Raw genomic sequence first — 21,108 nt, 5'->3', positions numbered from 1 at the left:
GAGGGTTAGCTATGGCCTATCAATTCGACTTTGTGCCGGTTCTGGCCAATACCGATCTGTTGCTGCGCGGCGCGCTGTTCACCCTTGAGCTGACCGCCATCGGCGCGGTGCTGGGCGTGGCGCTGGGAATCGTCGGCGCCGTGGTGCGGGCGTGGAAAATCCAGCCGTTTAGTTGGATCTTCGGGGTGTATGTCGAGTTGATCCGCAACACGCCGTTCCTCGTGCAGTTGTTTTTCATCTTCTTCGGCCTGCCGTCCCTGGGCCTGAAAATCACCGAATGGCAGGCGGCGGTGCTGGCAATGGTGATCAACCTCGGGGCGTACTCCACGGAGATCATCCGCGCCGGGATCCAGGCGATCCCTCGCGGGCAACTGGAAGCGGCGGCCGCACTGGCGATGACGCGCTTCGAAGCGTTCCGCCACGTGGTGCTGCTGCCGGCGTTGGGGAAGGTCTGGCCGGCCCTGAGCAGCCAGATCATCATCGTGATGCTCGGTTCGGCGGTCTGCTCGCAGATCGCCACTGAAGAGCTGAGCTTTGCCGCCAACTTTATCCAGTCGCGCAACTTCCGTGCGTTTGAAACCTACGCACTGACCACCCTGGTCTACCTGTGCATGGCATTGATGATCCGCCAATTGCTCAACTGGATCGGCCGGCGCTATGTGATGAGGAACGCCCGATGAGTGATTTTTCCTTCTGGGACATCGTGCGTAACCTGGCCACCGGCTTGCAGTGGACCTTGCTGTTGTCGCTGGTGGCGTTTATCGGCGGCGGCGTGATCGGCTTGCTGGTGATGACCCTGCGTATCAGCAACAAGGCCTTCCCGCGCAACGTCGCCCGCACCTACATCGAACTGTTCCAGGGCACGCCGCTGCTGATGCAGCTGTTCCTGGTGTTCTTCGGCATCGCCTTGCTTGGCGTGGACATTTCGCCCTGGCTGGCAGCGGCGATTGCCTTGACACTGTTCACCAGCGCCTACCTGGCCGAGATCTGGCGGGGCTGCGTCGACTCCATCGCCCACGGACAATGGGCGGCGTCCGCGAGCCTGGCCCTGAATCCGCTTGAGCAATTGCGCTACGTGATCCTGCCCCAGGCCCTGCGCATTGCCGTGGCGCCGACCGTGGGTTTCTCGGTGCAAGTGGTCAAAGGCACGGCCGTGACCTCGATCATCGGCTTTACCGAGCTGACCAAAACCGGCGGCATGCTCGCCAACGCTACCTTCGAACCCTTCATGGTCTATGGCCTGGTGGCGCTGGGTTACTTCCTGCTCTGCTACCCCTTGTCCCTCAGTGCGCGCTACCTGGAAAGGAGACTGCATGCCTCTGCTTAGAATTTCCGCCCTACATAAGTATTACGGCGATCACCATGTACTCAAGGGCATCGACCTGAGTGTCGAAGAAGGCCAGGTGGTGGCAATCATCGGCCGCAGCGGCTCGGGTAAATCCACCTTGCTGCGTACCCTCAATGGCCTGGAGTCAATCAACGACGGGGTGATCGAAGTCGACGGCGAATACCTCGACGCCGCCCGCGCCGACCTGCGCAGCTTGCGGCAGAAAGTCGGCATGGTGTTCCAGCAGTTCAACCTGTTCCCGCACCTGACTGTGGGGGAAAACGTCATGCTCGCCCCTCAGGTGGTGCAGAAAGTACCCAAGGCCAAGGCCGCGCAGCTGGCGCGACAGATGCTCGAACGGGTTGGGCTGGGGGAGAAGTTCGACGCCTTCCCCGATCGCTTGTCCGGCGGCCAGCAACAGCGGGTAGCCATCGCCCGGGCGCTGGCGATGTCGCCCAAGGTGTTGCTGTGCGATGAAATCACCTCGGCCCTGGACCCGGAACTGGTCAACGAAGTGCTCAGCGTGGTGCGCCAACTGGCCAAGGATGGGATGACGCTGATCATGGTCACCCATGAAATGCGTTTTGCCCGGGAAGTGGGCGACAAGCTGGTGTTCATGCACCAGGGCAAGGTGCACGAAGTCGGCGACCCGAAAATCCTGTTTGCCAACCCGCAGACCGCCGAGCTGGCCAATTTCATCGGCTCGGTGGAGCGGGCGGACTGACGCATCAGGCCCCGGGAGCCCACTCAAAACCGCCCTGCCCCTCAAATATCGTTTCATCCCTTACGGCCAGTAACGCGATGGGCAGGAAGGTCTCGACGTTGACCAAGGCGGTAAAGCGGCGCCCATGCGCCGGTACCCCCGCTACCTGTGCAACGAGCGTATGGCCCGGCAGCAATCGTCCGGTGGCCGGCTCGTCAGACAAGCGCGGCCTCATCAGCTCAACGGGTTTTCCATCGACCTGAGCCGATTGCAGACTCAAGGTGAAATGCCCCTGGCGCCCAAACCGAAACCCCTGCGCGCCAGCGGGTACACCCGTGAAACGCAGTGCCATGGACACCGGCGCTTCACAGGCAACGCTCAGGCGAAGCGTGCGCGTGCCCAACGGAATATGTGGCTGACCCCGCCCGGCGTGGCGAATCACACCGTAATCAACCCGAGGTTGGCTCAAGGACACACGACAGTTATCCGCCCGAGCCTCGTTGGCCAACATCACCACAAAAAGCAGCAGATAGAGGAACAGTCCGTAACGCAAGCGTCCACATTCAAAATGCTCCGCTGGCTCATAGGGTGCGGCAGACCGCTGAAGCTGTTTCATAGAATTTGTCGTCATTGGATTCTGGCTCAAGGTTCAGTTGCAGCAGGCAGTTGGTTGAGTCTGGCAAGGAAATACTCAACGCTCGCGACTCATCCGGGCTGTTCAGGAAAACCATGCCCTCACCCACTACGCTGGTCAGGAATGCATTGTTGCTGTCGAATACCGAGGCCCCTTGCGGCAAGGGTTGTCCCTGAACGTCCCGAACCTCAAGTAGTAAACGGCGAACCTTCACGACCTCAAAATCGATCGTGTTGAAAGAGCCGCGTCCGGCAGCAACGACCTTGGTACCGTTTTTCAGGTCGATGCGCCTGGGCAGGGATTGGGTTTGCACCTCAACATTGCTGATGTGGTAGGCAGGCAGGCTTGCGATCACCGCCTGCCCCCGATAATCAGTCCAGACAGGCCCCTGCGGGGTCGAGACCTTGGCTGCCCCAACATCGCCCACGGAGACAATTCCAAAGGTGTCCTGGATCGCATAGGGCGAGAACGTCATGCCTCTCTCATGAGCCACCACGCCACCTTGCAATTGGCCGGTATAGCCTGTGCCCAATGAATCGCGCCGTACGCCCAGCCCTATCTGGGTGTAACGCGGTATGGCATTCACACGCGCTTGAACAGACTGTGTACGGCTCGCCTGCTCACGGGCAACCCCCACTTCATAGTTCACATAGTCGTTGACCCGATCACTGAACGCGGTCCCAAGATCGACCCTGTCTCCGCGCCGACTGGCATACGAGGTGACACGGCGATCCCCGCCAAACGGCACAGTGACCTGCAACCGAAGCGAAAGCCCCTTGTCCGACACATCCCCGCGCGTCTCTCGAAGGGTGTTTTTGATCTTGCGCGATCGAGAACCGCCCACCCGGGAGTCCGCAATCACTGCCACCTGAGTGCCATTGAACTGCTGATTCCATGCAGCAAATACGTGTTCGGCCGATTGCCCATCAAATTGCGAACTGCGGGAATAACTGACCGAGAAGCCACCCAGGGATTGATCTGCCCAGCTCAAACCCAACGTGTATTGATTCTTGAACCGGGCATCCAGTTCGTCATGACGCGTCGACGGCCCCGCTTCCAGTACTTCACGATAGCCCCGCGTCTGGGTAGTGGCGCTCACATTCATTTCAATGCCGGCAAACAATGGGCTTCCCAGGGAAACGGAGCTGCGGGCCCCGCTGACGTCATCCTGGCCATCGCGGGACAGGTTCTGACGCACGCCAACCGAAAGACGCTGGAAAAAAATACTGCTCAATACGCCACCCGCCGCCTGGTATTCGTCGGTACTCAACAAGCCAAACCCCAGTGAAGAATCCCGCCCCAACCCCCAAGTGCCACTTCCCATCGCCACGACCGGGGAACTCCCTGCATCCAGCTTTGCGCCACGCACTTTGCCCAGGGAGAAGTAATAACCAGGCACTACCGGTACCGCCCCCGCAAAGGACGCGGCGGGTACGGTGAAACTGTGCCTGCCGCCGCGGGTACCCACGACACTGACCTCAAGATCGCTGGCGCCATTGAGCAATGGCAAGCCCGTCAATGTGAACGGACCTTCCGGTACCAGTGTTGTATGGATCAGCACCCCAGCCTGGCGCACCTCAACCCGGGATGGGCTTTGGGCCAAGCCTTCAACCACCACGCGGCTGCCGCCACCCGGGCTGCGCGACTGACCATCGGGTGAGAGCTGGAAACCAGACATCTGTAACCCACCGAACACCGGATTGTTGCTGGAAATCTGCCCGACCTGGAAGGTCGACTTCAGGGGCGCAAAATCGCGTTGGGCGTACGCATTCACATGTTCGCTGCTGCTGTTGCCGTTGTCGGAGACATAGAATTGGCGACTGCGAACAATCCAGTTCCCAATGTTGAATCCCACTTCGGTATAGGCGGAAACGGAGCGGGAAGAGCCACTGCTGTAGCGCTCCTCGGCCCCCTGCACATCGTAATTCAACAAGGCTGCCGATCCGCCTTGGGAAAAACTCCCGGCATCCCACTCGGGCTCGCGCATTGACGGAGTGGGCACGACCAGCGATACCTCATCGCTGCCAGGACGCAGCTTGACGATCGTCGCGGGATATTCGCCGAGAAAGTCATGACACGCCTGATCGGGAGCAATGCCCTGTCGAATAACGGCCGATGGCACCCTTAACCCGGCCTTATCCAGCAGAGTCGGGGTAAAACACAACTGCCCCTGGTAGTCGAAGCGCGCCTCAACCAAGCCCAATGAGTTGCCGTTGACCTGCAACCCCACCACATGAGCGCCCTCGCGGAATCGCGCCGCGCTGCGAAAATAATGGGCAACCTTCGGGTCAATTCCGTTCGCCGACAAGACGGCGAGATCAAAGCCCTCCCCCAATTCAAGTGCGTGTGCGGGAAGGCTCCACAGCGTTGCCAGGCCGATACACGCCCGGGAAACCGAGGTTCGCATGGGCGGTGCGGACAGGGTCCAATGGTTTGCATGGGTAACATTTCTCATAGCCCGATCACCCCGCCTCGACAACCACGGAGGCTTCGTAGGCGGTCGCCGAATACCCGTAAACCGTCGCCGGTTGAATCTCGATACCGCTGACCCGGGCCACCCCCTCTTCGACGCGGGTCGATAACACCTCGCCAGGCAGGATATAGGTACGAGGCAATATCGCCGGGCTCCTTGACGGCAGCAGGTGCACCTCCAGTCCCATCCGCACAACGTAAGCACTGTCGTTGTGAACCGTCAGCCGACTGCCCCGCAGCGTCCACTTCAGCAACTTCCATGGCTCTTGATGGCGTGGCAAACCTTGTGGGTGCAGGATCAGCGGCAAATCCTGTCGAATGGTAATGCCGATGGTCGCGCGCCCTTCGGCGCGGGCCTGCGGGATACCTTCAAAGGTGACGCGCTTCAAACGCTGAGTCTTGAGCGGCTCCTTCAAGGTGCTGATAAACCGCACCAGCTGTGTCTCACCCGGCTCGACACGGGCGATAGGTGGCGTAACGATCAATAGTGGCTCGGGATCCTCCGGAAGGTTTTGAATGACCGAGTGAAGTAACGCCGGACCAGCGTCGGTATTTTTTACGTTGATCGTCGCCTCACCGTTCTCTTCATAAAGAATAACGACGGATGTTTCTGGCTCCATGCCATCCGCCATTACATAGCCACCCAGCAAAAAAGAAAGATTCGCACACCACAACAGGGTAATAACCGCGTTTAAAAGACGACCCATCGAGTTCTACCCGCAAACAAATAAAGTGCCATTAATCAGCAGAAAATACAGATACGCATATAAACAGCCAGCACGAAGCCACGGCGCATGACCGCCTGCCTAATGCTGGCCGGGTTTATATAGTTAGATCCGAGTGACGACCAACGTGGCAAGTCCGTTCAACGGAATGTCCTTGCTAAGATCCAACGCACTGCCACGATTGATAACGGCCCTGACCACAAGAGTGCCGGTGACTGAAGTCACCATGGCTGGAGTCGGGCTGGTATTACGGCTCCAGGAGTGCTGGTAAGGATGCTTGTCTACGCGGCCGTCACTGCTGTACATCCAGGCACCGGCGGAGCTTGTCCTTTTAAGCGGGTACAGCGCAGTGCCAGCACTGGTCAAGCTGGAGAGCCTGACCGAATAGCCACCGGTACGGTTGGTCCCGACCATGCCCAGGCCAAAATTCTGGCTCTCCGGGAAGCCGGTTCCCAGGATACCCGCCACGGTACTGGTTGCCTGCGAGTCCGTAACGGACAGTGCCATCTGAGCCGCAGCGGTTCCACAGTTGACGGTCAGGGGTAGCGTCTTTTCTTGCAGGGGAAGAAAAGAGGATGGCGGGATGCTCGACGCATTGATCGTATCGTAATCGACAGTGCCGCCGCTGGCGCCAAGACCTACCGTGCAGGCCGCTGGCTTAATGGTGCCGATAACCCTCAGGTTCCCGGAGCCACTTGTATCTGCTTGAGCACCCATACTGGCTGCCAGACACGCAATACCTATTGCCAAACCAAATTTTTTTTTCATGTTCATCCTGTCACTGAAAGTTATCAGGTGCACTTGGCTCACCGGGCAACTCCATGCCCAACAACTATCGACCTTGATAAGCGAGCTACAAATAAATAACACCACGGCACAATCGCCGAGTGACAGTCTCTCTCGTTAGTGCCGAAAGAAAGAATGAGACGACGCCTGATCTAATGTAAGAGCCGTAAAAAAATAATGCCCCTTTAAGTCATCCCGACAGTAGTCCTGACTTAATTATCCGCCTAAACAAATAACCCACGCGTGTAGGGATATTCGCCTTTCCTATTAAAATTAGAAATTTCCGTTATTCCTCTTGCCCTACAGACCAATCGTCAGCCATATCGAGAATCGTCCTACACATCCCGCAAATTTTGCTCAAAGACGCCCATGGGAAAATTCCCCAAGCACTTCGCGTTGGCGTCAGCGGTTGATCGTGGCACGATGGCGAGGTTATCGACCGAGACCCCTTAACCATGCCGCAATCCCAAGCCAAGAATCTGTCCCTGATCGCCGCCATCGACCTGGGCTCCAACAGCTTTCACATGGTCGTGGCCAAGGCCCAGAACGGTGAAATCCGCATCCTTGAGCGGCTCGGCGAGAAAGTGCAACTGGCTGCCGGGATCGACGACGAGCGTCAGCTCAATGAAGAATCCATGCAGCGCGGGCTCGATTGCCTGAAGCGCTTTGCCCAACTGATCAACGGCATGCCCCCGGGCGCCGTGCGGATCGTCGGCACCAACGCCCTGCGGGAAGCCCGCAACCGTGGCGAATTCATCCGCCGCGCCGAGGAGATTCTCGGGCACCCCGTAGAGGTCATCTCCGGCCGCGAGGAAGCGCGCCTGATCTACCTCGGCGTGTCCCACACACTCGCCGACACACCGGGCAAGCGCCTGGTGGCCGACATCGGCGGTGGCAGTACCGAATTCATCATTGGCCAGCGTTTTGAGCCGCTGCTGCGCGAAAGCCTGCAGATGGGTTGCGTGAGCTACACCCAACGCTATTTCAAGGACGGCAAGATCACCCCGGCCCGCTACGCCCAGGCGTACACGGCCGCGCGGCTGGAGATCATGAGCATCGAGCACGCCCTGCACCGCCTGACGTGGGATGAGGCGATCGGTTCGTCCGGCACCATCCGCGCCATCGGCCTGGCGCTCAAGGCCGGCGGCCACGGTACCGGCGAGGTCAACGCCGAAGGCCTGGCCTGGCTCAAGCGCAAGCTGTTCAAGCTGGGGGATGCCGAGAAGATCGACTTCGATGGCATCAAGCCTGACCGCCGCACCATTTTCCCGGCGGGCCTGGCGATTCTCGAAGCAATTTTCGATGCCCTCGAACTGCAACGCATGGACCACTGTGACGGCGCCCTGCGTGAAGGCGTGCTGTACGACCTGCTGGGCCGCCATCACCACGAGGACGTCCGTGAGCGCACCCTCAGCTCGCTGATGGAGCGTTACCACGTCGACCTGGAACAGGCGGCGCGGGTTGAACGCAAGGCGCTGCATGCCTTCGACCAGGTAGCAGCGGATTGGGACCTGGCAGACGGCGTCTGGCGCGAACTGCTGGGCTGGGCCGCGAAGGTCCATGAAGTGGGGCTGGACATCGCCCACTACCATTACCACAAGCACGGCGCCTACCTGATCGAACACTCGGACCTGGCGGGCTTCTCCCGGGAAGACCAGCAGATGCTCGCACTGCTGGTACGCGGCCACCGTCGCAATATTCCGAAGGACAAGTTTGCCGAGTTCGGTGACGAAGGCATCAAGCTGATTCGCCTGTGCGCGTTGCTGCGCTTTGCGATCCTGTTCCACCACATCCGTGGTACCCAGGAAATGCCGCAAGTGGTGCTGCGCGCCAATGCCGACAGCCTCGACGTGGTGTTCCCGAAGAACTGGCTGGATGAAAACCAACTGACCCAGGCGGATTTCGCCCAGGAAGCGGAGTGGCTGACGCGGGTTGGGTTTACGCTGAACGTTCGCTAAAACGATCTACTGTGGCGAGGGGGCTTGTCCCCCGTTGGGCTGCGAAGCAGCCCCAAAACCTGCAAAACTAATCTGACAGACAGGGCGATGTAGCGTTATCAGGGGCTGCTGCGCAGCCCAACGGGGGACAAGCCCCCTCACCACAAAAGCATCCCCTGCTCTGTTGATGCCTATGCGCCCCCAAAAAAACGGCCCTCGAAAGGGCCGTTTTTTTATGCCGCCAAATCCAGCCTCAATTCACCGTCAGAATCGGACTGCCCAGCTTCTCCAGCAACGTCGCCTGGGCGCTGCGCGGGTTCTGGTTGCCGGTCGGGGTGTTGCGCACGTAGCGTCCGTCCGACTGCAGGCTCCAGCTGTGGGTGTTGTCGGTGAGGTAACTCTCCAGCTCCTTCTTGACCCGCATGATCAGCTTCTTGCCTTCCACCGGGAAGCACGTCTCCACACGCTTGTCGAGGTTGCGCTCCATCCAGTCGGCGCTGGAGAGGAACATCTGCTCCTCGCCGCCGTTGAGGAAGTAGAACACCCGCGTGTGCTCCAGGAAGCGCCCGATGATCGAACGCACGTGGATGTTATGGGAAACCCCGGCGATGCCCGGACGCAGGCAGCACATGCCACGCACCACCAGGTCGATACGTACGCCCGACTGGCTGGCCTTGTACAGCGCACGGATGATCTTCGGATCGGTCAGCGAGTTGAACTTGGCGATGATGTGCGCCGGCTTGCCGTCGAGGGCGAACTGGGTCTCGCGGGCAATCATGTCGAGCATGCCCTTCTTCAGGGTGAACGGCGCGTGCAGCAGCTTCTTCATGCGCAACGTCTTGCCCATGCCGATCAACTGGCTGAACAGTTTGCCAACGTCTTCACACAAGGCGTCATCGGAAGTCAGCAGGCTGTAGTCGGTGTAGAGCTTGGCGTTGCCGGCGTGGTAGTTGCCGGTCCCCAAGTGGGCGTAACGCACGATCTCACCGGCTTCACGGCGCAGGATCAGCATCATCTTGGCGTGGGTCTTGAAGCCGACCACGCCGTAGATCACCACCGCGCCGGCCGCTTGCAGCCGGCTGGCCAGTTGCAGGTTGGATTCCTCGTCGAACCGCGCGCGCAGTTCGATCACCGCCGTCACTTCCTTGCCGTTACGCGCGGCATCCACCAGCGCATCGACGATTTCCGAGTTGGCGCCGGAGCGGTACAGGGTCTGGCGCACGGCCAGCACATGCGGGTCCTTGGCGGCCTGGCGCAGCAGGTCGACCACCGGGGTGAAGGACTCGAACGGGTGCAGCAGCAGAATGTCCTGCTTGCTCACCACGCTGAAGATGTTCTCGCTGTTTTGCAGCAGTTTCGGGATCTGCGGGGTGAACGGCTTGTATTGCAGCTCCGGGTGACTGTCCAGGCCGGTGATGCTGAACAGGCGCGTGAGGTTCACCGGACCGTTGACCTGATACAGCTCGCTCTCGCTCAGGTTGAACTGCTTGAGCAAGTAGTCGGACAGGTGTTTCGGGCAGGTGTCCGCCACTTCAAGACGTACTGCGTCACCGTAGCGACGGGAGAACAGCTCGCCGCGCAGGGCACGGGCCAAGTCTTCGACGTCTTCGGAGTCCAGCGCGAGGTCGGCGTTACGGGTCAGGCGGAACTGGTAGCAGCCCTTGACCTTCATGCCCTGGAACAGGTCGTCGGCGTGAGCGTGGATCATCGACGAAAGGAATACATAGTTATCGCCAGGCCCCCCCACCTCTTCCGGTACCTTGATGATCCGTGGCAGCAACCGCGGCGCCGGGATAATCGCAAGGCCCGAGTCGCGACCGAAAGCGTCGATACCTTCCAGCTCGACGATGAAGTTCAGGCTCTTGTTCACCAGCAACGGGAACGGGTGCGTCGGGTCGAGGCCGATCGGGGTGATGATCGGCGAGATTTCGTCGCGGAAGAAGCGGCGTACCCAAGTCTTGAGCTTGGTGGTCCAGTAGCGGCGACGGATGAAGCGGACCTGATGTTTTTCCAGTTCCGGCAACAGGATGTCGTTGAGGATCGCGTATTGGCGGTCCACGTGGCCGTGCACCAGCTCGCTGATACGGGCCAGGGCCTGATGCGGTTGCAGGCCGTCGGCGCCGGCTTGTTCACGGGCGAAGGTGATCTGCTTTTTAAGGCCGGCGACGCGAATCTCGAAGAACTCGTCCAGGTTGCTGGAGAAAATCAGCAAAAACTTCAGCCGTTCCAGCAAGGGGTAGGACTCATCCAGTGCCTGTTCCAGCACGCGGATGTTGAATTGCAGTTGTGACAGCTCGCGATGGATGTACAGGCTGCTGTCATCCAGGTTGGTAATCGCAACCACCGGCGCCGGCGCGGCAGCTGGCGTTTCGGCTGCCGCAACGGGTGGAGCCGGCTCCAGCTCCGGCGGGGTCTCGGTGACTTGTTCGACCACCGGGTGAGCGTCTTTTACGGCAACTTCTGTGAGTCCTTCGGTATTCATCGAGTGTTCCTGTGAGGGCTATTGTTGCTCTCTAAGCAATTGGGCGGCGCGGGCGGCGAAGTAAGTCAGGATGCCATCAGCACCCGCGCGTTTAAAGGCAGTCAGGGATTCAAGAATCACCCCTTCACTCAACCAACCATTCTGGATCGCGGCCATGTGCATGGCGTATTCACCGCTCACCTGATAGACAAAGGTCGGCACCTTGAATTCCTCTTTGACCCGATAAAGGATGTCGAGGTACGGCATCCCGGGCTTGACCATGACCATGTCGGCGCCTTCGGCCAGGTCTGCCGCCACTTCGTGCAGGGCTTCGTGGCTGTTGGCCGGGTCCATCTGGTACGAGGCCTTGTTGGCCTTGCCCAGGTTCAGCGCCGAGCCCACCGCATCGCGGAACGGGCCGTAGTAGGCGCTGGCGTATTTGGCCGAGTAGGCCATGATTCGTACGTTGACGTGGCCGGCCAGCTCGAGCGCTTCGCGAATCGCCTGGATACGGCCGTCCATCATGTCTGACGGCGCCACCACCTGGGCACCCGCCGCCGCATGGGACAAGGCCTGCTTGACCAGCGCATCAACGGTGATGTCGTTCTGAACATAGCCTTCTTCGTCGAGAATGCCATCCTGACCGTGGGTGGTGAACGGGTCCAGGGCCACGTCGGTGATCACCCCCAGTTCCGGAAAGCGTTCACGCAAGGCACGGGTGGCGCGCTGGGCGATACCGTCCGGGTTCCAGGCTTCGGCGGCGTCCAGGGACTTGAGCCCGGACGGCGTGACCGGGAACAGCGCCAGCGCCGGAATCCCCAGTTCGACCCAGTTCGCCGCCTCTTCGAGCAGCAAATCAATGGTCAAGCGCTCCACACCCGGCATCGACGCCACCGCTTCCCGACGATTTTCACCGTCCAGCACAAACACCGGCAGGATCAGATCATTCACCGTCAGGACGTTTTCACGCACCAGACGACGTGAAAAATCATCACGACGGTTGCGACGCAGACGGGTGGCGGGAAACAAACGGTTGGCGGGGGTAAAGCTCACGGCAGACTCCTGAGCCCGGCTTGACGGGCGAGCGTGACAGTTATAAGCGGCCATTATGACGAAGGAATTACAGTTGTGGTTAGCTCATACACCGTAAGGCAACAGCCGTGCGACCTGTAGTCGCATTCGTCGTTTATGTAGGAATTGTTCACTTCGTGACACATCTCGATACTTTCATGAATGTTCACGAAGGCGTAGGCTGCGCGTTCATTTCGCCAGCACCCAGACCATGCTTCAACAATTTCTGCATGACTTCGGCTACTTTGCGCTGTTCCTAGGCACCTTCTTCGAAGGCGAAACCATTCTGGTTCTCGCAGGCTTCCTGGCGTTCCGTGGATACATGGATATCAACCTGGTGGTGGTCGTTGCCTTTTTCGGCAGCTACGCCGGCGACCAGTTGTGGTACTTCCTGGGGCGCAAGCACGGCCGCAAGCTGTTGGCACGCAAACCGCGCTGGCAATTGCTGGGCGATCGCGCGCTGGAACATATCCGCAAGCACCCGGACATCTGGGTGCTGAGCTTCCGCTTTGTCTACGGTTTGCGCACCGTGATGCCGGTGGCCATTGGCTTGTCGGGCTACCCGCCGGGGCGCTACCTGTTGCTCAACGGGATCGGCGCCGCCGTATGGGCCGCGGCACTTGGGGCTGCGGCTTACCATTTCGGCGCGGTATTGGAAGGCATGCTGGGCAGCGTCAAGAAGTATGAGCTGTGGGTACTGGGCGCACTGCTGGTGCTGGGCCTGGGCCTGTGGCTACGCCGGCGCATCAAGAACGCCCGCCTGACCCGTGAAGCCTGCGCCGCTGAAAAGGTTCGCCTGGCGGCAGGCGAACCGGAAAAAGCCGAAAAGCCTACGACGCCAGTCGAGTAAGCCGGTCTCTGCAACAGTAGAGGCCGATGCCGCTGAGCAAGCTGTAACTGACCAGGCCCAGCCAGCCCAAAGAGCTGGCCGGCCACAGCCCCACCAGCGGCGCCAACCACACCAATGGCACATTCAACGCCAGGCGCACCAGCTCGGCCTTCAGCGCCCACGGGCGATTCTCCAAAGCAACGCCAAGAGTGAACAACCCCAACGCCATCGCACTCCAGCCCAACACCAGGGCGGCGGTCGGCAAGCCCTCGCCAAAATTCATCAGATAGCTGCCAAACCCCACGTACGCGGCAAACTGCAGGGCGATATATATCTGTTGGCGCCCATCCAGCGGCACCTCGAATTTGCGGAACTGGCTCAAGTCCGGCTTGGCCATCGGGTACTTCGCCGCCACATCCGCCGGGCGCCAGCCGGTGCGCATGAACCAGATACGCAGCTTGTCCCACCTGCTTTCAGTACGCCGCGCGTCACTCCACAGCTGTGCATAAAACTGCAGGTTGGCCCACAGCGGGTTCCAGCTGGCCAACGGCGCGGTCACGCCAAAGATCACCGGCTCGTTGTCGTCTTCTTCCTGGAAGGAGCCGAACAGGCGGTCCCAAATAATGAACACCCCGCCGTAGTTGCGATCCATGTAGAGAGCGTTCTGTGCGTGGTGGGCCCGATGATTGGATGGCGTGACGAAGAACCACTCGTACCAGCCGAGCTTGGGCACATGACGCGTATGCACCCAGAATTGATACAGCAGGTTGAGGGAAGCCACGCTGATAAACACCACCAGCGGCACGCCGAGTACGGCCAGCGGCAGGTAGAAGATCCAGCTCAGCAGGAAGCCGGTGCTGGTCTGGCGCAAGGCGGTGCTGAGGTTGTAGTCCTCGCTCTGGTGATGCACAGAATGGGCGGCCCAGAGGATGTTGCGCTCATGGCCCATGCGATGCAGCCAGTAGTAGCAGAAGTCGTAGAACACGAAGGCGAACACCCAGGTCCAGACGCTCTGGGCCGACAGTTCGATGATCGCCAGGTGCTTGAGGGCGAAGGCATAGGTGAGGATGCCCACCCCTTTGGTCAGCAGCCCTGTGGTGGTGGACAACACGCCGGTGCTGAGGCTGTTGATGGCGTCGGCCACCCGGTAGTTGCGCTGGCCGCGCCGGTAGTCGGCCAGCAGCTCGACCACAATCAAGGCAATGAAAAACGGTACCGCGTAAGGGACGAAGTCCATGGGCAAGTCCGGTCAATTATTGTTACATCTAGAGTAGGTGTAGCGGCTGGATATCCCATTGGCAATGAGTGACAAATGAGTAGACATTTAACGCCATGAATCAGGAGAAATGCCCATGAGCAAAAAGATTGCAGTGATCCTTTCCGGCTGTGGCGTGTACGACGGGGCCGAGGTTCATGAAAGCGTGATCACCCTGCTGCGCCTGGACCAGCGCGGTGCCGAGGTGCAGTGTTTTGCACCGAACATTGCCCAGTTGCATGTGATCAACCACCTGACGGGCGAGGAAATGCCCGAGTCGCGCAACGTGCTGGTGGAGTCGGCGCGCATTGCCCGAGGCGACGTGAAGGACATCCGTGACGCCAACGCCGAGGATTTCGACGCGCTGATCGTGCCCGGCGGGTTTGGTGCGGCAAAAAACCTGTCGAACTTTGCCGTGGAAGGCGCCGGCTGCAGCGTCAACCCGCAGGTGCTGGAACTGGCTGAGGCGTTTGCCGAAGCGGGCAAGCCAGTCGGGCTGATCTGCATCTCGCCGGCCCTGGCAGCGAAGATCTATGGGCCGGGCGTGACCTGCACCATCGGCAACGATGCCGACACCGCGGCCGCCATGGACAAGATGGGCGCTACCCACCAGGAGTGCGCGGTGGACGACATCGTCGAAGACAAGGCGCGCAAGCTGGTGAGCACCCCAGCCTACATGCTGGGCAAGCGCATCAGCGAAGTGGCGTCAGGCATCAACAAGCTGGTGGACCGGGTGCTGGAGCTGACCCACGAGAACGACTAAGCCTTCATCAACCGGGTCAGGATCCGATCCAGTGAGTTGGCAAACGCCTGCTTCTCCTTGTCCCCATGGGGCGGCGGGCCACCGCCCATCTGGCCCTGCTCGCGCAGGTCGGTGAACAGGTTACGCACCGCCAGCCGCTCGCTCATGTTTTGCGGGCTGAACTCCTTGCCTCGCGGGTCCAGCGCCGTCACGCCCTTCTTCACCAGGCGGTCGGCCAGCGGCACATCGCTGCAGATCACCAACTCGCCGGGCACCGCGTGCTCCACCAGGTAGTCATCGGCCGCGTCCGGGCCGCTGGGCACCACGATCAGCTTCACACACGCGAAGCTCGGCTTGATCTGGCTCTGCCCGGCCACCAGCACCACTTCAAACTGGCGCTTGAGGGCGAACTTCACCACCTGATCCTTGGCCGCCCGCGGGCAGGCGTCGGCATCGATCCACACGCGCATGGCTAGGCCACCACGCGGCGTTTTTCAGCCAGGCGGCTGCGGCCGTACAGCACCACAATCGCCAGGATGGCCACCGCCTGGGCACCCAACGAATACGCATCGGCGTGGATTCCCAGCCAGTCGAAGTCAAAGAACGCCACCGGCCGGGTACCGAAGATCCCTGCTTCTTGCAATGCCTTGACGCCATGCCCGGCGAACACCACCGACAGCGCGCACAGCAACGCCGCGTTGATGCCGAAGAACAGCGCCAGCGGCAGTTTCGCCGAGCCCCGCAGAATCACCCAGGCCAGGCCCACCAACAGCACCAGCGCCGTGGCACCACCAGCCAAAACCGCGTTGTGCCCGGCCGGGCCGGCCTGCAGCCACAGGGTTTCGTAGAACAGGATCACTTCGAACAGCTCGCGGTACACCGAGAAGAACGCCAGCATGGCAAAGCCGAAACGCCCGCCACCGCCCACCAGGCTGCTCTTGATGTAGTCCTGCCAGGCCGCTGCGTGACGGCGGTCGTGCATCCACACCCCGAGCCACAGCACCATCACGCTGGCAAACAGCGCGGTGCAGCCTTCCAGCAACTCACGCTGGGCGCCGCTGACGTCAATCACATACGCCGCCAACGCCCAGGTGGCCAGACCGGCCAACAGCGCCAGGCCCCAGCCGACGTTGACGCTGCGCACCGCCGATTGCTGGCCGGTGTTACGCAGGAACGCGAGGATCGCCGCCAGCACCAGAATCGCTTCCAGGCCTTCGCGCAGCAGGATCAGCAAACCGGAGATATAGCTCAGGGACCAACTCAGGCCATCGCTGCCCAGCAGCCCGGCAGATTCGGTGAGCTTGCCCTTGGCCACGTCCAGGCGCTGCTGGACCTGCTCGATCGGCAAACCGTCCTGCAACGACTGCCGGTAGGCCATCAGGGCCTTTTCGGTGTCCTTGCGCACGTTGGCGTCGACGTTGTCGAGGGAGCTTTCAACCAGCTCGAAACCTTCCAGGTAAGCCGCTACCGAGAGGTCATAGGCCTGTTCATGCTCGCCGTTGCGGAAAGCGGCGAGGCTTTTGTCGAGGGTGGCCGCGGTGTAGTCGAGCAACTGTGCCGGGCCACGCTTGACCTGCGGCGGTTGGGCGCGCTGGGCACGGAAGGTGGCGACGGCGTCCGGGCCTTCGGCGGCCAGCACTTCATTGGGGGTCTGGCGCGCAAGGTCGGCGAGGTTGAAGGACTTTTCGCTTTTCGCGGCAGCCGGGTCGGCCGTGAAGCCAGCGATGTAGGTGGCCAGGTCCCAGCGTTGGCGGTCGTCCAGTTGATCGGCGAAAGACGGCATGTCGGTGCCTTCCACGCCCAGCCCAAGGGTGTTGTAGATCGCGTAGAGGCTCAAGCGGTCGAGGCGTGCCGCGTCCCGCAGGTTGGCGGGCGGCGGGGTCATGCCGACGCTTGCCGGACCATCACCCGCGCCGGTGGCACCGTGGCACACCGAGCAGTTCTGGGCATACAGCGGCGCACCACGGGTCGGGTCGGGGGTAATGGCCGGTGCCTGGCTGACTTCATATGCCACCGCCAGCTTGGCGCCCAATTGCCGGGCCTGGTGGGCAACCGCCGCGCCATCCTGATGGGCCGTCACGGCTGCGAGCAGTTCATCCACGCCTTTTATCAGCTCGGCGCGCTCGGGTTTTTCCGGTAGCTCAGCCACCAACCCCTGCAAAACCCCAAGAAATTCCACCTGTTCGCGGTATTCCGAATCATCGATGACCTTGCCCGCCTCCACCGTCGGCGGGTAGTCCGCGCCGATGTAGTCCAGTAAATGCAGGGCCTGGGGGGCACCCTCGGCAGTTGCGGCCAGCAGGTTGAAACTGCACGACATCAACGCCGGCAACACCAGCCAGGCGAGAAAACGGAAGGGGGCAATCATGAATGAATCTCAAAGGGAAATACGAAGTAACACATTGTCAAACCTTAAGGGCTTTGACTCAAGGCGTTAGTGATTTGGGATGGGGGATTCCAACACTGAGGTAGTGGCATCTCATTGTAAAATGGATCCAAAAGGCCATTGTTTTGCCAGCAATGCGGCTTATAATGCCGCGCCTTCGTTATTGCGAAATGGCATTTTGGCTCCTCTTTTTATGAGGAATTGGCAGGACCGCTACGCGCTCCTGCCATGGGTGATTCGGCCCGACCAGCACATTCGGCCGATTACGTTCAGGGAAGAAGCTCTTCGATGGCATCTCGCGCCTATACCTCGCTCGCGCTCGCGGCGGTCACGTTGTTGTCCGGTTGTTCGATGTTTCGCAGCTACGACACCGAGCTGCAAGCCACCAACCAGCAGTTGGCCACCGGCAATGTCGACGGCGCGCTGACCCTGCTTGAGAAGAACAACACCGGCGACGACAAGGACCTTCTCTACTACTTCGAAAAGGGCGAATTGCTGCGGGCCAAGGGCGACCTGACCGGCAGTCAGACCGCCTGGCGCAGTGCCGACCTGCAAGTCTACAAGTGGGAAGAATCGGTCAAGTTCGACACCGACAAGTACCTCGCACAGTTCGGCGCCTTCCTGGTCAATGACAAGGTCCGCCGCTACGAAGGCTACGACTACGAAAAAGTCATGCTCACCACGCAGATGGCCCTGAACCTGCTGGCACTGAATGACTTCGACGGCGCCCGCACCGAAATCAAGAAGACCCACGAACGCGAAGCGGTGATTGCAGACCTGCGGGACAAGGAATACCTCAAGAGCGAAAACGAAGCCGAGCGCCAGGGCATCGCGACCCAGTTCAAGGACCTGCGCGGCTACCCGGTGGAAAGCCTCAATGCCCCGGAAGTGGTGGGCCTGAAGAACAGCTACCAGAGTGCGTTCAGCCATTACCTGGCCGGTTTCGTCTACGAAGCGCTGGGCGAAAAGGACCTGGCCGCACCGGGTTATCGCAAGGCCGCCGAACTGCGCCCCAACACACCGCTGCTGGAGCAGGCCCTGCTCGACCTGGATAAATCCAAAGTCGGCGCCGACGAGACCGACGTGCTGATCGTGGTGCAAAGCGGCCTGGCACCGGCCCGCGACTCGATTCGCCTGCCATTGCCGATCCCCATCGACGGCCACCTGGTGATCACCCCGCTGTCGTTCCCGGTGATCAAGCCCGATACCTCCACCGCGACCTTCGCCCAGATCGGTGTCGACGGCCAGCAGCAGAACCTCACCGCCCTCAACAGCACCACCGCCATGTCCCGCCGCGCCCTGCGGGATGACATGCCGGGGATCATCCTGCGCACCACCGTGCGCGCCGTCACTCGCGGTATCACCCAGAACAACCTGAACAAGACCAACCCGATGGCGGGCCTGGTACTCGGTATCGCCTCGGCCGTCACCGAAGGCGCCGACACCCGCACCTGGCGCACTTTGCCGGACATGACCCAGGTGACACGCCTGCGCCTCAAGCACGGCGAACATCAGGTCAGCCTGCCCAACGCCCTGGGCGGCACGCTGGTGACGGTCAAGGCCGACCAGCGCTATCAGGTGATCACCCTGCGCGTGGTCGGCAACCAGGTATTCGCCGGTGGTCTTGCGGCCCACGTGGTGCAGAGCCATCCGCCCCAGGCAGTCGCCACTCTCAAACAACCTTAAGGAGCACGCTATGCGTCACTTCATCCTCGGCGCCCTGGCGCTGATCCTGCTGGCCGGCTGCGCCACCCCGCCACCGCCGGAACCCGGCAGCGCCGCGAGCAAAATCGTGGTGATGGGCAAATTCAAGGGCATCGCCGTGGGCGCTATCCGCGTCGCCCGGGAAAACGGTTTCCTGACCGCCAAGGTGCAGCTGAGCAACATCACCAGCAGCAACCAGATGATGTATTACCGCTTCGCCTGGCTGGGCGCCGATGGCTTCCCGGTGGGCGATGAAGAGACCTGGAAGGTGCTGAACCTCTACGCAAACCAGGCGACCTTCCTGCCGGCCATCGCCAACCTGCCCCAGGCGGCGGACTTCCGTCTTGAAGTCAAAACCCCTTGAGCCGTCCACCCTTTTTGAGAGACTTATCCATGTTTGCACGCTTCTCGTTCCTCGCCGTGGTGGCCGTTCTGGCCAGCGGCTGCGCCAACACCTCGCCGGTACTGGGCGGTAAAAACATCAGCTACGGCGACACCAAGGCCGTGGAACTGGTGACCAACGAGTTCGGTTCCACCGACCTGCAGATGATCGCTGAAAGCATGACTCGCTCCCTGGCACAGTCCGGCATTCTCCAGGGCCGCCCGGTGGTGCAGGTGTATGACGTGAAGAACAAGACCAGCGAGTACATCGACACCCGCGAGATCACCACGTCGATCAAGACCCAACTGATGAAGACCGGCACCGCCCGCTTCGCCAGCGACAACACCGACATGCAGAGCCAGGTCGACCAGTTGAAGTTGCAGAACCAGAGCGGCCTGTACAAGAAGTCCACCGTGACCAAGACCGGCAACATGGTCGCTGCCAAGTACCGCCTGGAAGGCTCCATCAGCTCCATCGTCAAGCGCAGCTCGGACTACAAGGACGTGTTCTACAAGTTCAGCCTGCAACTGGTTGACGTGGAAAGCGGCCTGGCCGAATGGATGGACGAAAAAGAAATCCGCAAGACCACGGAGCGCTAAGCAATGCGTGCATGGATTGGCATGATCGGCCTGCTGTGCGCCTTTGGCGCCTCGGCCGCACCGAAGATCGCGGTAACCGACCTGGCCTACGAGGCCCGGGTGGAGGAGTACATCCACCAGGTCGCGGCCAGCAACAACTTCCAGGCCAGCGCCTACAACGCCAGCGGCGGGTCGAGCTACAGCGAGTACGAAAGCCGTACCAGCTACATCGAGCAAACCGAACTGCGCAAGTTCAGCGGCGACATCAAGGGTGAAATCCTCAAGTCCCGGCAGTTCCAGCTGGTGCAGGGCACGCCTTACACGGCTGACGCCAAGGGCGATGTGTACGACGTGATCAAGCGGATCAAGGCCGGCAACTTCAAGGGCGCGGACTACGTGCTGTTCGGCACCTTGTCGGACATCGACTTCACCCAGGATGTGAATGCGCTGGACCACACCAACAGCTATTCGGCGGTGCTGGGCCTGACGCTGGTGGCAGATTTCAGCCTGATCAACACCCGCACCTTTGAAATCACCTCGGCGTTTACCGCCATGGGCGAAGGCCAGGACACCAAGCTGGTGAACAACCGTGACGTGCGCGTGAGCCTGAACCGGCCGCGTGTGGTGCGGGAAGTGTCGAAGGCGTTGGGAGAGGATGTGGCACGGCAGTTAGCCGAACAACTCGGCGGTGGTTATCAGGAAGCACCTGGGCAGCCTGCATTGCGCAATAACCTGCCACGGGATGAAGCGCCGAAGATCTTGCGCTGATCACTGGAAGTACAAGCAACATAAATCAACTGTGGGAGCGGGCTTGCTCGCGAATGCGGTAGATCAGTCAATACATCTGGTGACTGACACTACGCATTCGCGAGCAAGCCCGCTTGTATGCTAGGACTTGAAGGGAGGAGGAGGGACAAAGCCCGATTCTGACTGTTGGCGCAGTACAGACCGTGGGAGATTTCGCCCCTCCTCCTTTCACCCAAGCGCCGATAAAGAATGCATCTGGCTAWGACCGACGATAGGAACAAGCCTGCGCCTCTGGGTGAGCCCTTCAAGTGCTCAAAACCATAGCCCGGAGGAAGTCCCATGGCAATGCCAGTTCCTGTCTCAAAGCCG

19 protein-coding genes are annotated in these 21,108 nt (G+C 60.7%); 10 read left to right on the top strand and 9 right to left on the bottom strand.

Features of this window, described 5'->3' with window-relative positions:
• Positions 1-11 precede the first annotated feature (11 nt).
• Genes P3C29_RS02845 through P3C29_RS02835 form a run of 3 tightly spaced genes read left to right on the top strand, consistent with a single transcriptional unit; the run spans position 12 to position 2,051 of the window.
• Entirely contained in the window at positions 12-680 is a 669-nt protein-coding gene (locus tag P3C29_RS02845) for an amino acid ABC transporter permease (protein ID WP_003213995.1), read from the top strand.
• The gene (locus P3C29_RS02840; protein WP_275963877.1) at positions 677-1,327 is read left to right on the top strand and encodes an amino acid ABC transporter permease; all 651 of its coding nucleotides are present in this window, start codon (positions 677-679) and stop codon (positions 1,325-1,327) included. Before P3C29_RS02845 ends, P3C29_RS02840 begins: the two co-directional genes overlap by 4 nt.
• Positions 1,314-2,051: an amino acid ABC transporter ATP-binding protein gene (locus P3C29_RS02835; protein WP_201125664.1), complete on the top strand. Its 738-nt coding sequence runs from the start codon at positions 1,314-1,316 to the stop codon at positions 2,049-2,051. The genes P3C29_RS02840 and P3C29_RS02835 overlap by 14 nt, the downstream gene beginning before the upstream one ends.
• A 4-nt stretch (positions 2,052-2,055) precedes the next feature.
• On the opposite strand, the gene P3C29_RS02830 is transcribed toward P3C29_RS02835, so the two are convergent.
• The 4 genes from P3C29_RS02830 to P3C29_RS02815 all read right to left on the bottom strand — a co-directional run bounded on the left by P3C29_RS02830 (position 2,056) and on the right by P3C29_RS02815 (position 6,671).
• Positions 2,056-2,646: a hypothetical protein gene (locus tag P3C29_RS02830; RefSeq protein ID WP_275963876.1), complete on the bottom strand. Its 591-nt coding sequence runs from the start codon at positions 2,644-2,646 to the stop codon at positions 2,056-2,058.
• Positions 2,612-5,071, bottom strand: coding sequence for a fimbria/pilus outer membrane usher protein (locus P3C29_RS02825; RefSeq protein ID WP_275963990.1), 2,460 nt, complete (start codon positions 5,069-5,071; stop codon positions 2,612-2,614). The genes P3C29_RS02830 and P3C29_RS02825 overlap by 35 nt, the downstream gene beginning before the upstream one ends.
• A gap of 55 nt (positions 5,072-5,126) precedes the next feature.
• Positions 5,127-5,843: a fimbria/pilus chaperone family protein gene (locus P3C29_RS02820; protein ID WP_275963875.1), complete on the bottom strand. Its 717-nt coding sequence runs from the start codon at positions 5,841-5,843 to the stop codon at positions 5,127-5,129.
• Positions 5,844-5,966: 123 nt separating this feature from the next.
• The gene (locus tag P3C29_RS02815; protein ID WP_345952305.1) at positions 5,967-6,671 is read right to left on the bottom strand and encodes a DUF1120 domain-containing protein; all 705 of its coding nucleotides are present in this window, start codon (positions 6,669-6,671) and stop codon (positions 5,967-5,969) included.
• A 431-nt stretch (positions 6,672-7,102) separates the two neighbouring features.
• Here P3C29_RS02815 and ppx point away from each other — a divergent pair, with 431 nt between their 5' ends.
• Positions 7,103-8,605: an exopolyphosphatase gene (gene ppx, locus P3C29_RS02810; RefSeq protein ID WP_275963874.1), complete on the top strand. Its 1,503-nt coding sequence runs from the start codon at positions 7,103-7,105 to the stop codon at positions 8,603-8,605.
• A 232-nt stretch (positions 8,606-8,837) separates the two neighbouring features.
• Here ppx and ppk1 read toward each other — a convergent pair whose 3' ends face one another.
• Positions 8,838-11,066, bottom strand: a complete 2,229-nt coding sequence (ppk1, locus tag P3C29_RS02805; protein ID WP_010167964.1) for a polyphosphate kinase 1 — start codon at positions 11,064-11,066, stop codon at positions 8,838-8,840.
• An 18-nt stretch (positions 11,067-11,084) separates the two neighbouring features.
• Entirely contained in the window at positions 11,085-12,098 is a 1,014-nt protein-coding gene (gene hemB, locus P3C29_RS02800; protein ID WP_010167966.1) for a porphobilinogen synthase, read from the bottom strand.
• A 229-nt stretch (positions 12,099-12,327) separates the two neighbouring features.
• Here hemB and P3C29_RS02795 point away from each other — a divergent pair, with 229 nt between their 5' ends.
• Positions 12,328-12,966: a DedA family protein gene (locus P3C29_RS02795; protein ID WP_010167968.1), complete on the top strand. Its 639-nt coding sequence runs from the start codon at positions 12,328-12,330 to the stop codon at positions 12,964-12,966.
• Here P3C29_RS02795 and P3C29_RS02790 read toward each other — a convergent pair.
• Positions 12,947-14,182, bottom strand: a complete 1,236-nt coding sequence (locus P3C29_RS02790; RefSeq protein WP_275963873.1) for a sterol desaturase family protein — start codon at positions 14,180-14,182, stop codon at positions 12,947-12,949. The two genes, P3C29_RS02795 and P3C29_RS02790, sit on opposite strands and share 20 nt — an antisense overlap.
• A 115-nt stretch (positions 14,183-14,297) precedes the next feature.
• Here P3C29_RS02790 and elbB point away from each other — a divergent pair, with 115 nt between their 5' ends.
• Complete coding sequence (gene elbB, locus P3C29_RS02785; protein ID WP_201125669.1) at positions 14,298-14,963, top strand: isoprenoid biosynthesis glyoxalase ElbB; 666 nt, start codon at positions 14,298-14,300, stop codon at positions 14,961-14,963.
• Here the strand turns inward: elbB and P3C29_RS02780 are convergent.
• Together P3C29_RS02780 and P3C29_RS02775 are read right to left on the bottom strand one after the other, a co-directional pair.
• Positions 14,960-15,412 carry a YaiI/YqxD family protein gene (locus P3C29_RS02780; protein ID WP_010167973.1) on the bottom strand — a complete coding sequence of 151 codons (453 nt, stop codon included), beginning with the start codon at positions 15,410-15,412 and terminating at the stop codon, positions 14,960-14,962. The genes elbB and P3C29_RS02780 overlap by 4 nt on opposite strands.
• A 2-nt stretch (positions 15,413-15,414) precedes the next feature.
• Positions 15,415-17,310, bottom strand: a complete 1,896-nt coding sequence (locus tag P3C29_RS02775) for an FTR1 family protein (protein WP_275963872.1) — start codon at positions 17,308-17,310, stop codon at positions 15,415-15,417.
• A gap of 306 nt (positions 17,311-17,616) precedes the next feature.
• Here P3C29_RS02775 and P3C29_RS02770 point away from each other — a divergent pair, with 306 nt between their 5' ends.
• Genes P3C29_RS02770 through P3C29_RS02755 form a run of 4 tightly spaced genes read left to right on the top strand, consistent with a single transcriptional unit; the run spans position 17,617 to position 20,760 of the window.
• Positions 17,617-19,014 carry a hypothetical protein gene (locus P3C29_RS02770; protein WP_275963871.1) on the top strand — a complete coding sequence of 466 codons (1,398 nt, stop codon included), beginning with the start codon at positions 17,617-17,619 and terminating at the stop codon, positions 19,012-19,014.
• A gap of 10 nt (positions 19,015-19,024) precedes the next feature.
• The gene (locus P3C29_RS02765) at positions 19,025-19,396 is read left to right on the top strand and encodes a YcfL family protein (protein WP_003214024.1); all 372 of its coding nucleotides are present in this window, start codon (positions 19,025-19,027) and stop codon (positions 19,394-19,396) included.
• 29 nt (positions 19,397-19,425) lie between these two features.
• Positions 19,426-20,013 carry a penicillin-binding protein activator LpoB gene (gene lpoB / locus P3C29_RS02760; protein ID WP_275963870.1) on the top strand — a complete coding sequence of 196 codons (588 nt, stop codon included), beginning with the start codon at positions 19,426-19,428 and terminating at the stop codon, positions 20,011-20,013.
• A 3-nt stretch (positions 20,014-20,016) separates the two neighbouring features.
• On the top strand, positions 20,017-20,760 hold the full coding sequence (locus tag P3C29_RS02755) for a penicillin-binding protein activator LpoB (RefSeq protein ID WP_134327516.1): 744 nt from the start codon (positions 20,017-20,019) through the stop codon (positions 20,758-20,760).
• Positions 20,761-21,108 lie beyond the last annotated feature (348 nt).

Source organism: Pseudomonas sp. 1912-s, from assembly GCF_029269205.1.
Classification (GTDB): domain Bacteria; phylum Pseudomonadota; class Gammaproteobacteria; order Pseudomonadales; family Pseudomonadaceae; genus Aquipseudomonas.
Note: the sequence above shows the minus strand (reverse complement) of the source record. Positions and strands in the feature narration are given on the sequence as shown.

Bases quoted from the DNA above. Each gene is read 5' to 3' on its own strand.
- P3C29_RS02845 (WP_003213995.1), top strand. From the start codon at position 12: ATGGCCTATCAATTCGACTTTGTGCCGGTTCTGGCCAATACCGATCTG.
- P3C29_RS02840 (WP_275963877.1), top strand. From the start codon at position 677: ATGAGTGATTTTTCCTTCTGGGACATCGTGCGTAACCTGGCCACCGGC.
- P3C29_RS02835 (WP_201125664.1), top strand. From the start codon at position 1,314: ATGCCTCTGCTTAGAATTTCCGCCCTACATAAGTATTACGGCGATCAC.
- P3C29_RS02830 (WP_275963876.1), bottom strand. From the start codon at position 2,646: ATGAAACAGCTTCAGCGGTCTGCCGCACCCTATGAGCCAGCGGAGCAT.
- P3C29_RS02825 (WP_275963990.1), bottom strand. From the start codon at position 5,071: ATGCGAACCTCGGTTTCCCGGGCGTGTATCGGCCTGGCAACGCTGTGG.
- P3C29_RS02820 (WP_275963875.1), bottom strand. From the start codon at position 5,843: ATGGGTCGTCTTTTAAACGCGGTTATTACCCTGTTGTGGTGTGCGAAT.
- ppx (WP_275963874.1), top strand. From the start codon at position 7,103: ATGCCGCAATCCCAAGCCAAGAATCTGTCCCTGATCGCCGCCATCGAC.
- ppk1 (WP_010167964.1), bottom strand. From the start codon at position 11,066: ATGAATACCGAAGGACTCACAGAAGTTGCCGTAAAAGACGCTCACCCG.
- P3C29_RS02795 (WP_010167968.1), top strand. From the start codon at position 12,328: ATGCTTCAACAATTTCTGCATGACTTCGGCTACTTTGCGCTGTTCCTA.
- P3C29_RS02790 (WP_275963873.1), bottom strand. From the start codon at position 14,182: ATGGACTTCGTCCCTTACGCGGTACCGTTTTTCATTGCCTTGATTGTG.
- elbB (WP_201125669.1), top strand. From the start codon at position 14,298: ATGAGCAAAAAGATTGCAGTGATCCTTTCCGGCTGTGGCGTGTACGAC.
- P3C29_RS02780 (WP_010167973.1), bottom strand. From the start codon at position 15,412: ATGCGCGTGTGGATCGATGCCGACGCCTGCCCGCGGGCGGCCAAGGAT.
- P3C29_RS02775 (WP_275963872.1), bottom strand. From the start codon at position 17,310: ATGATTGCCCCCTTCCGTTTTCTCGCCTGGCTGGTGTTGCCGGCGTTG.
- P3C29_RS02770 (WP_275963871.1), top strand. From the start codon at position 17,617: ATGGCATCTCGCGCCTATACCTCGCTCGCGCTCGCGGCGGTCACGTTG.
- P3C29_RS02765 (WP_003214024.1), top strand. From the start codon at position 19,025: ATGCGTCACTTCATCCTCGGCGCCCTGGCGCTGATCCTGCTGGCCGGC.
- lpoB (WP_275963870.1), top strand. From the start codon at position 19,426: ATGTTTGCACGCTTCTCGTTCCTCGCCGTGGTGGCCGTTCTGGCCAGC.
- P3C29_RS02755 (WP_134327516.1), top strand. From the start codon at position 20,017: ATGCGTGCATGGATTGGCATGATCGGCCTGCTGTGCGCCTTTGGCGCC.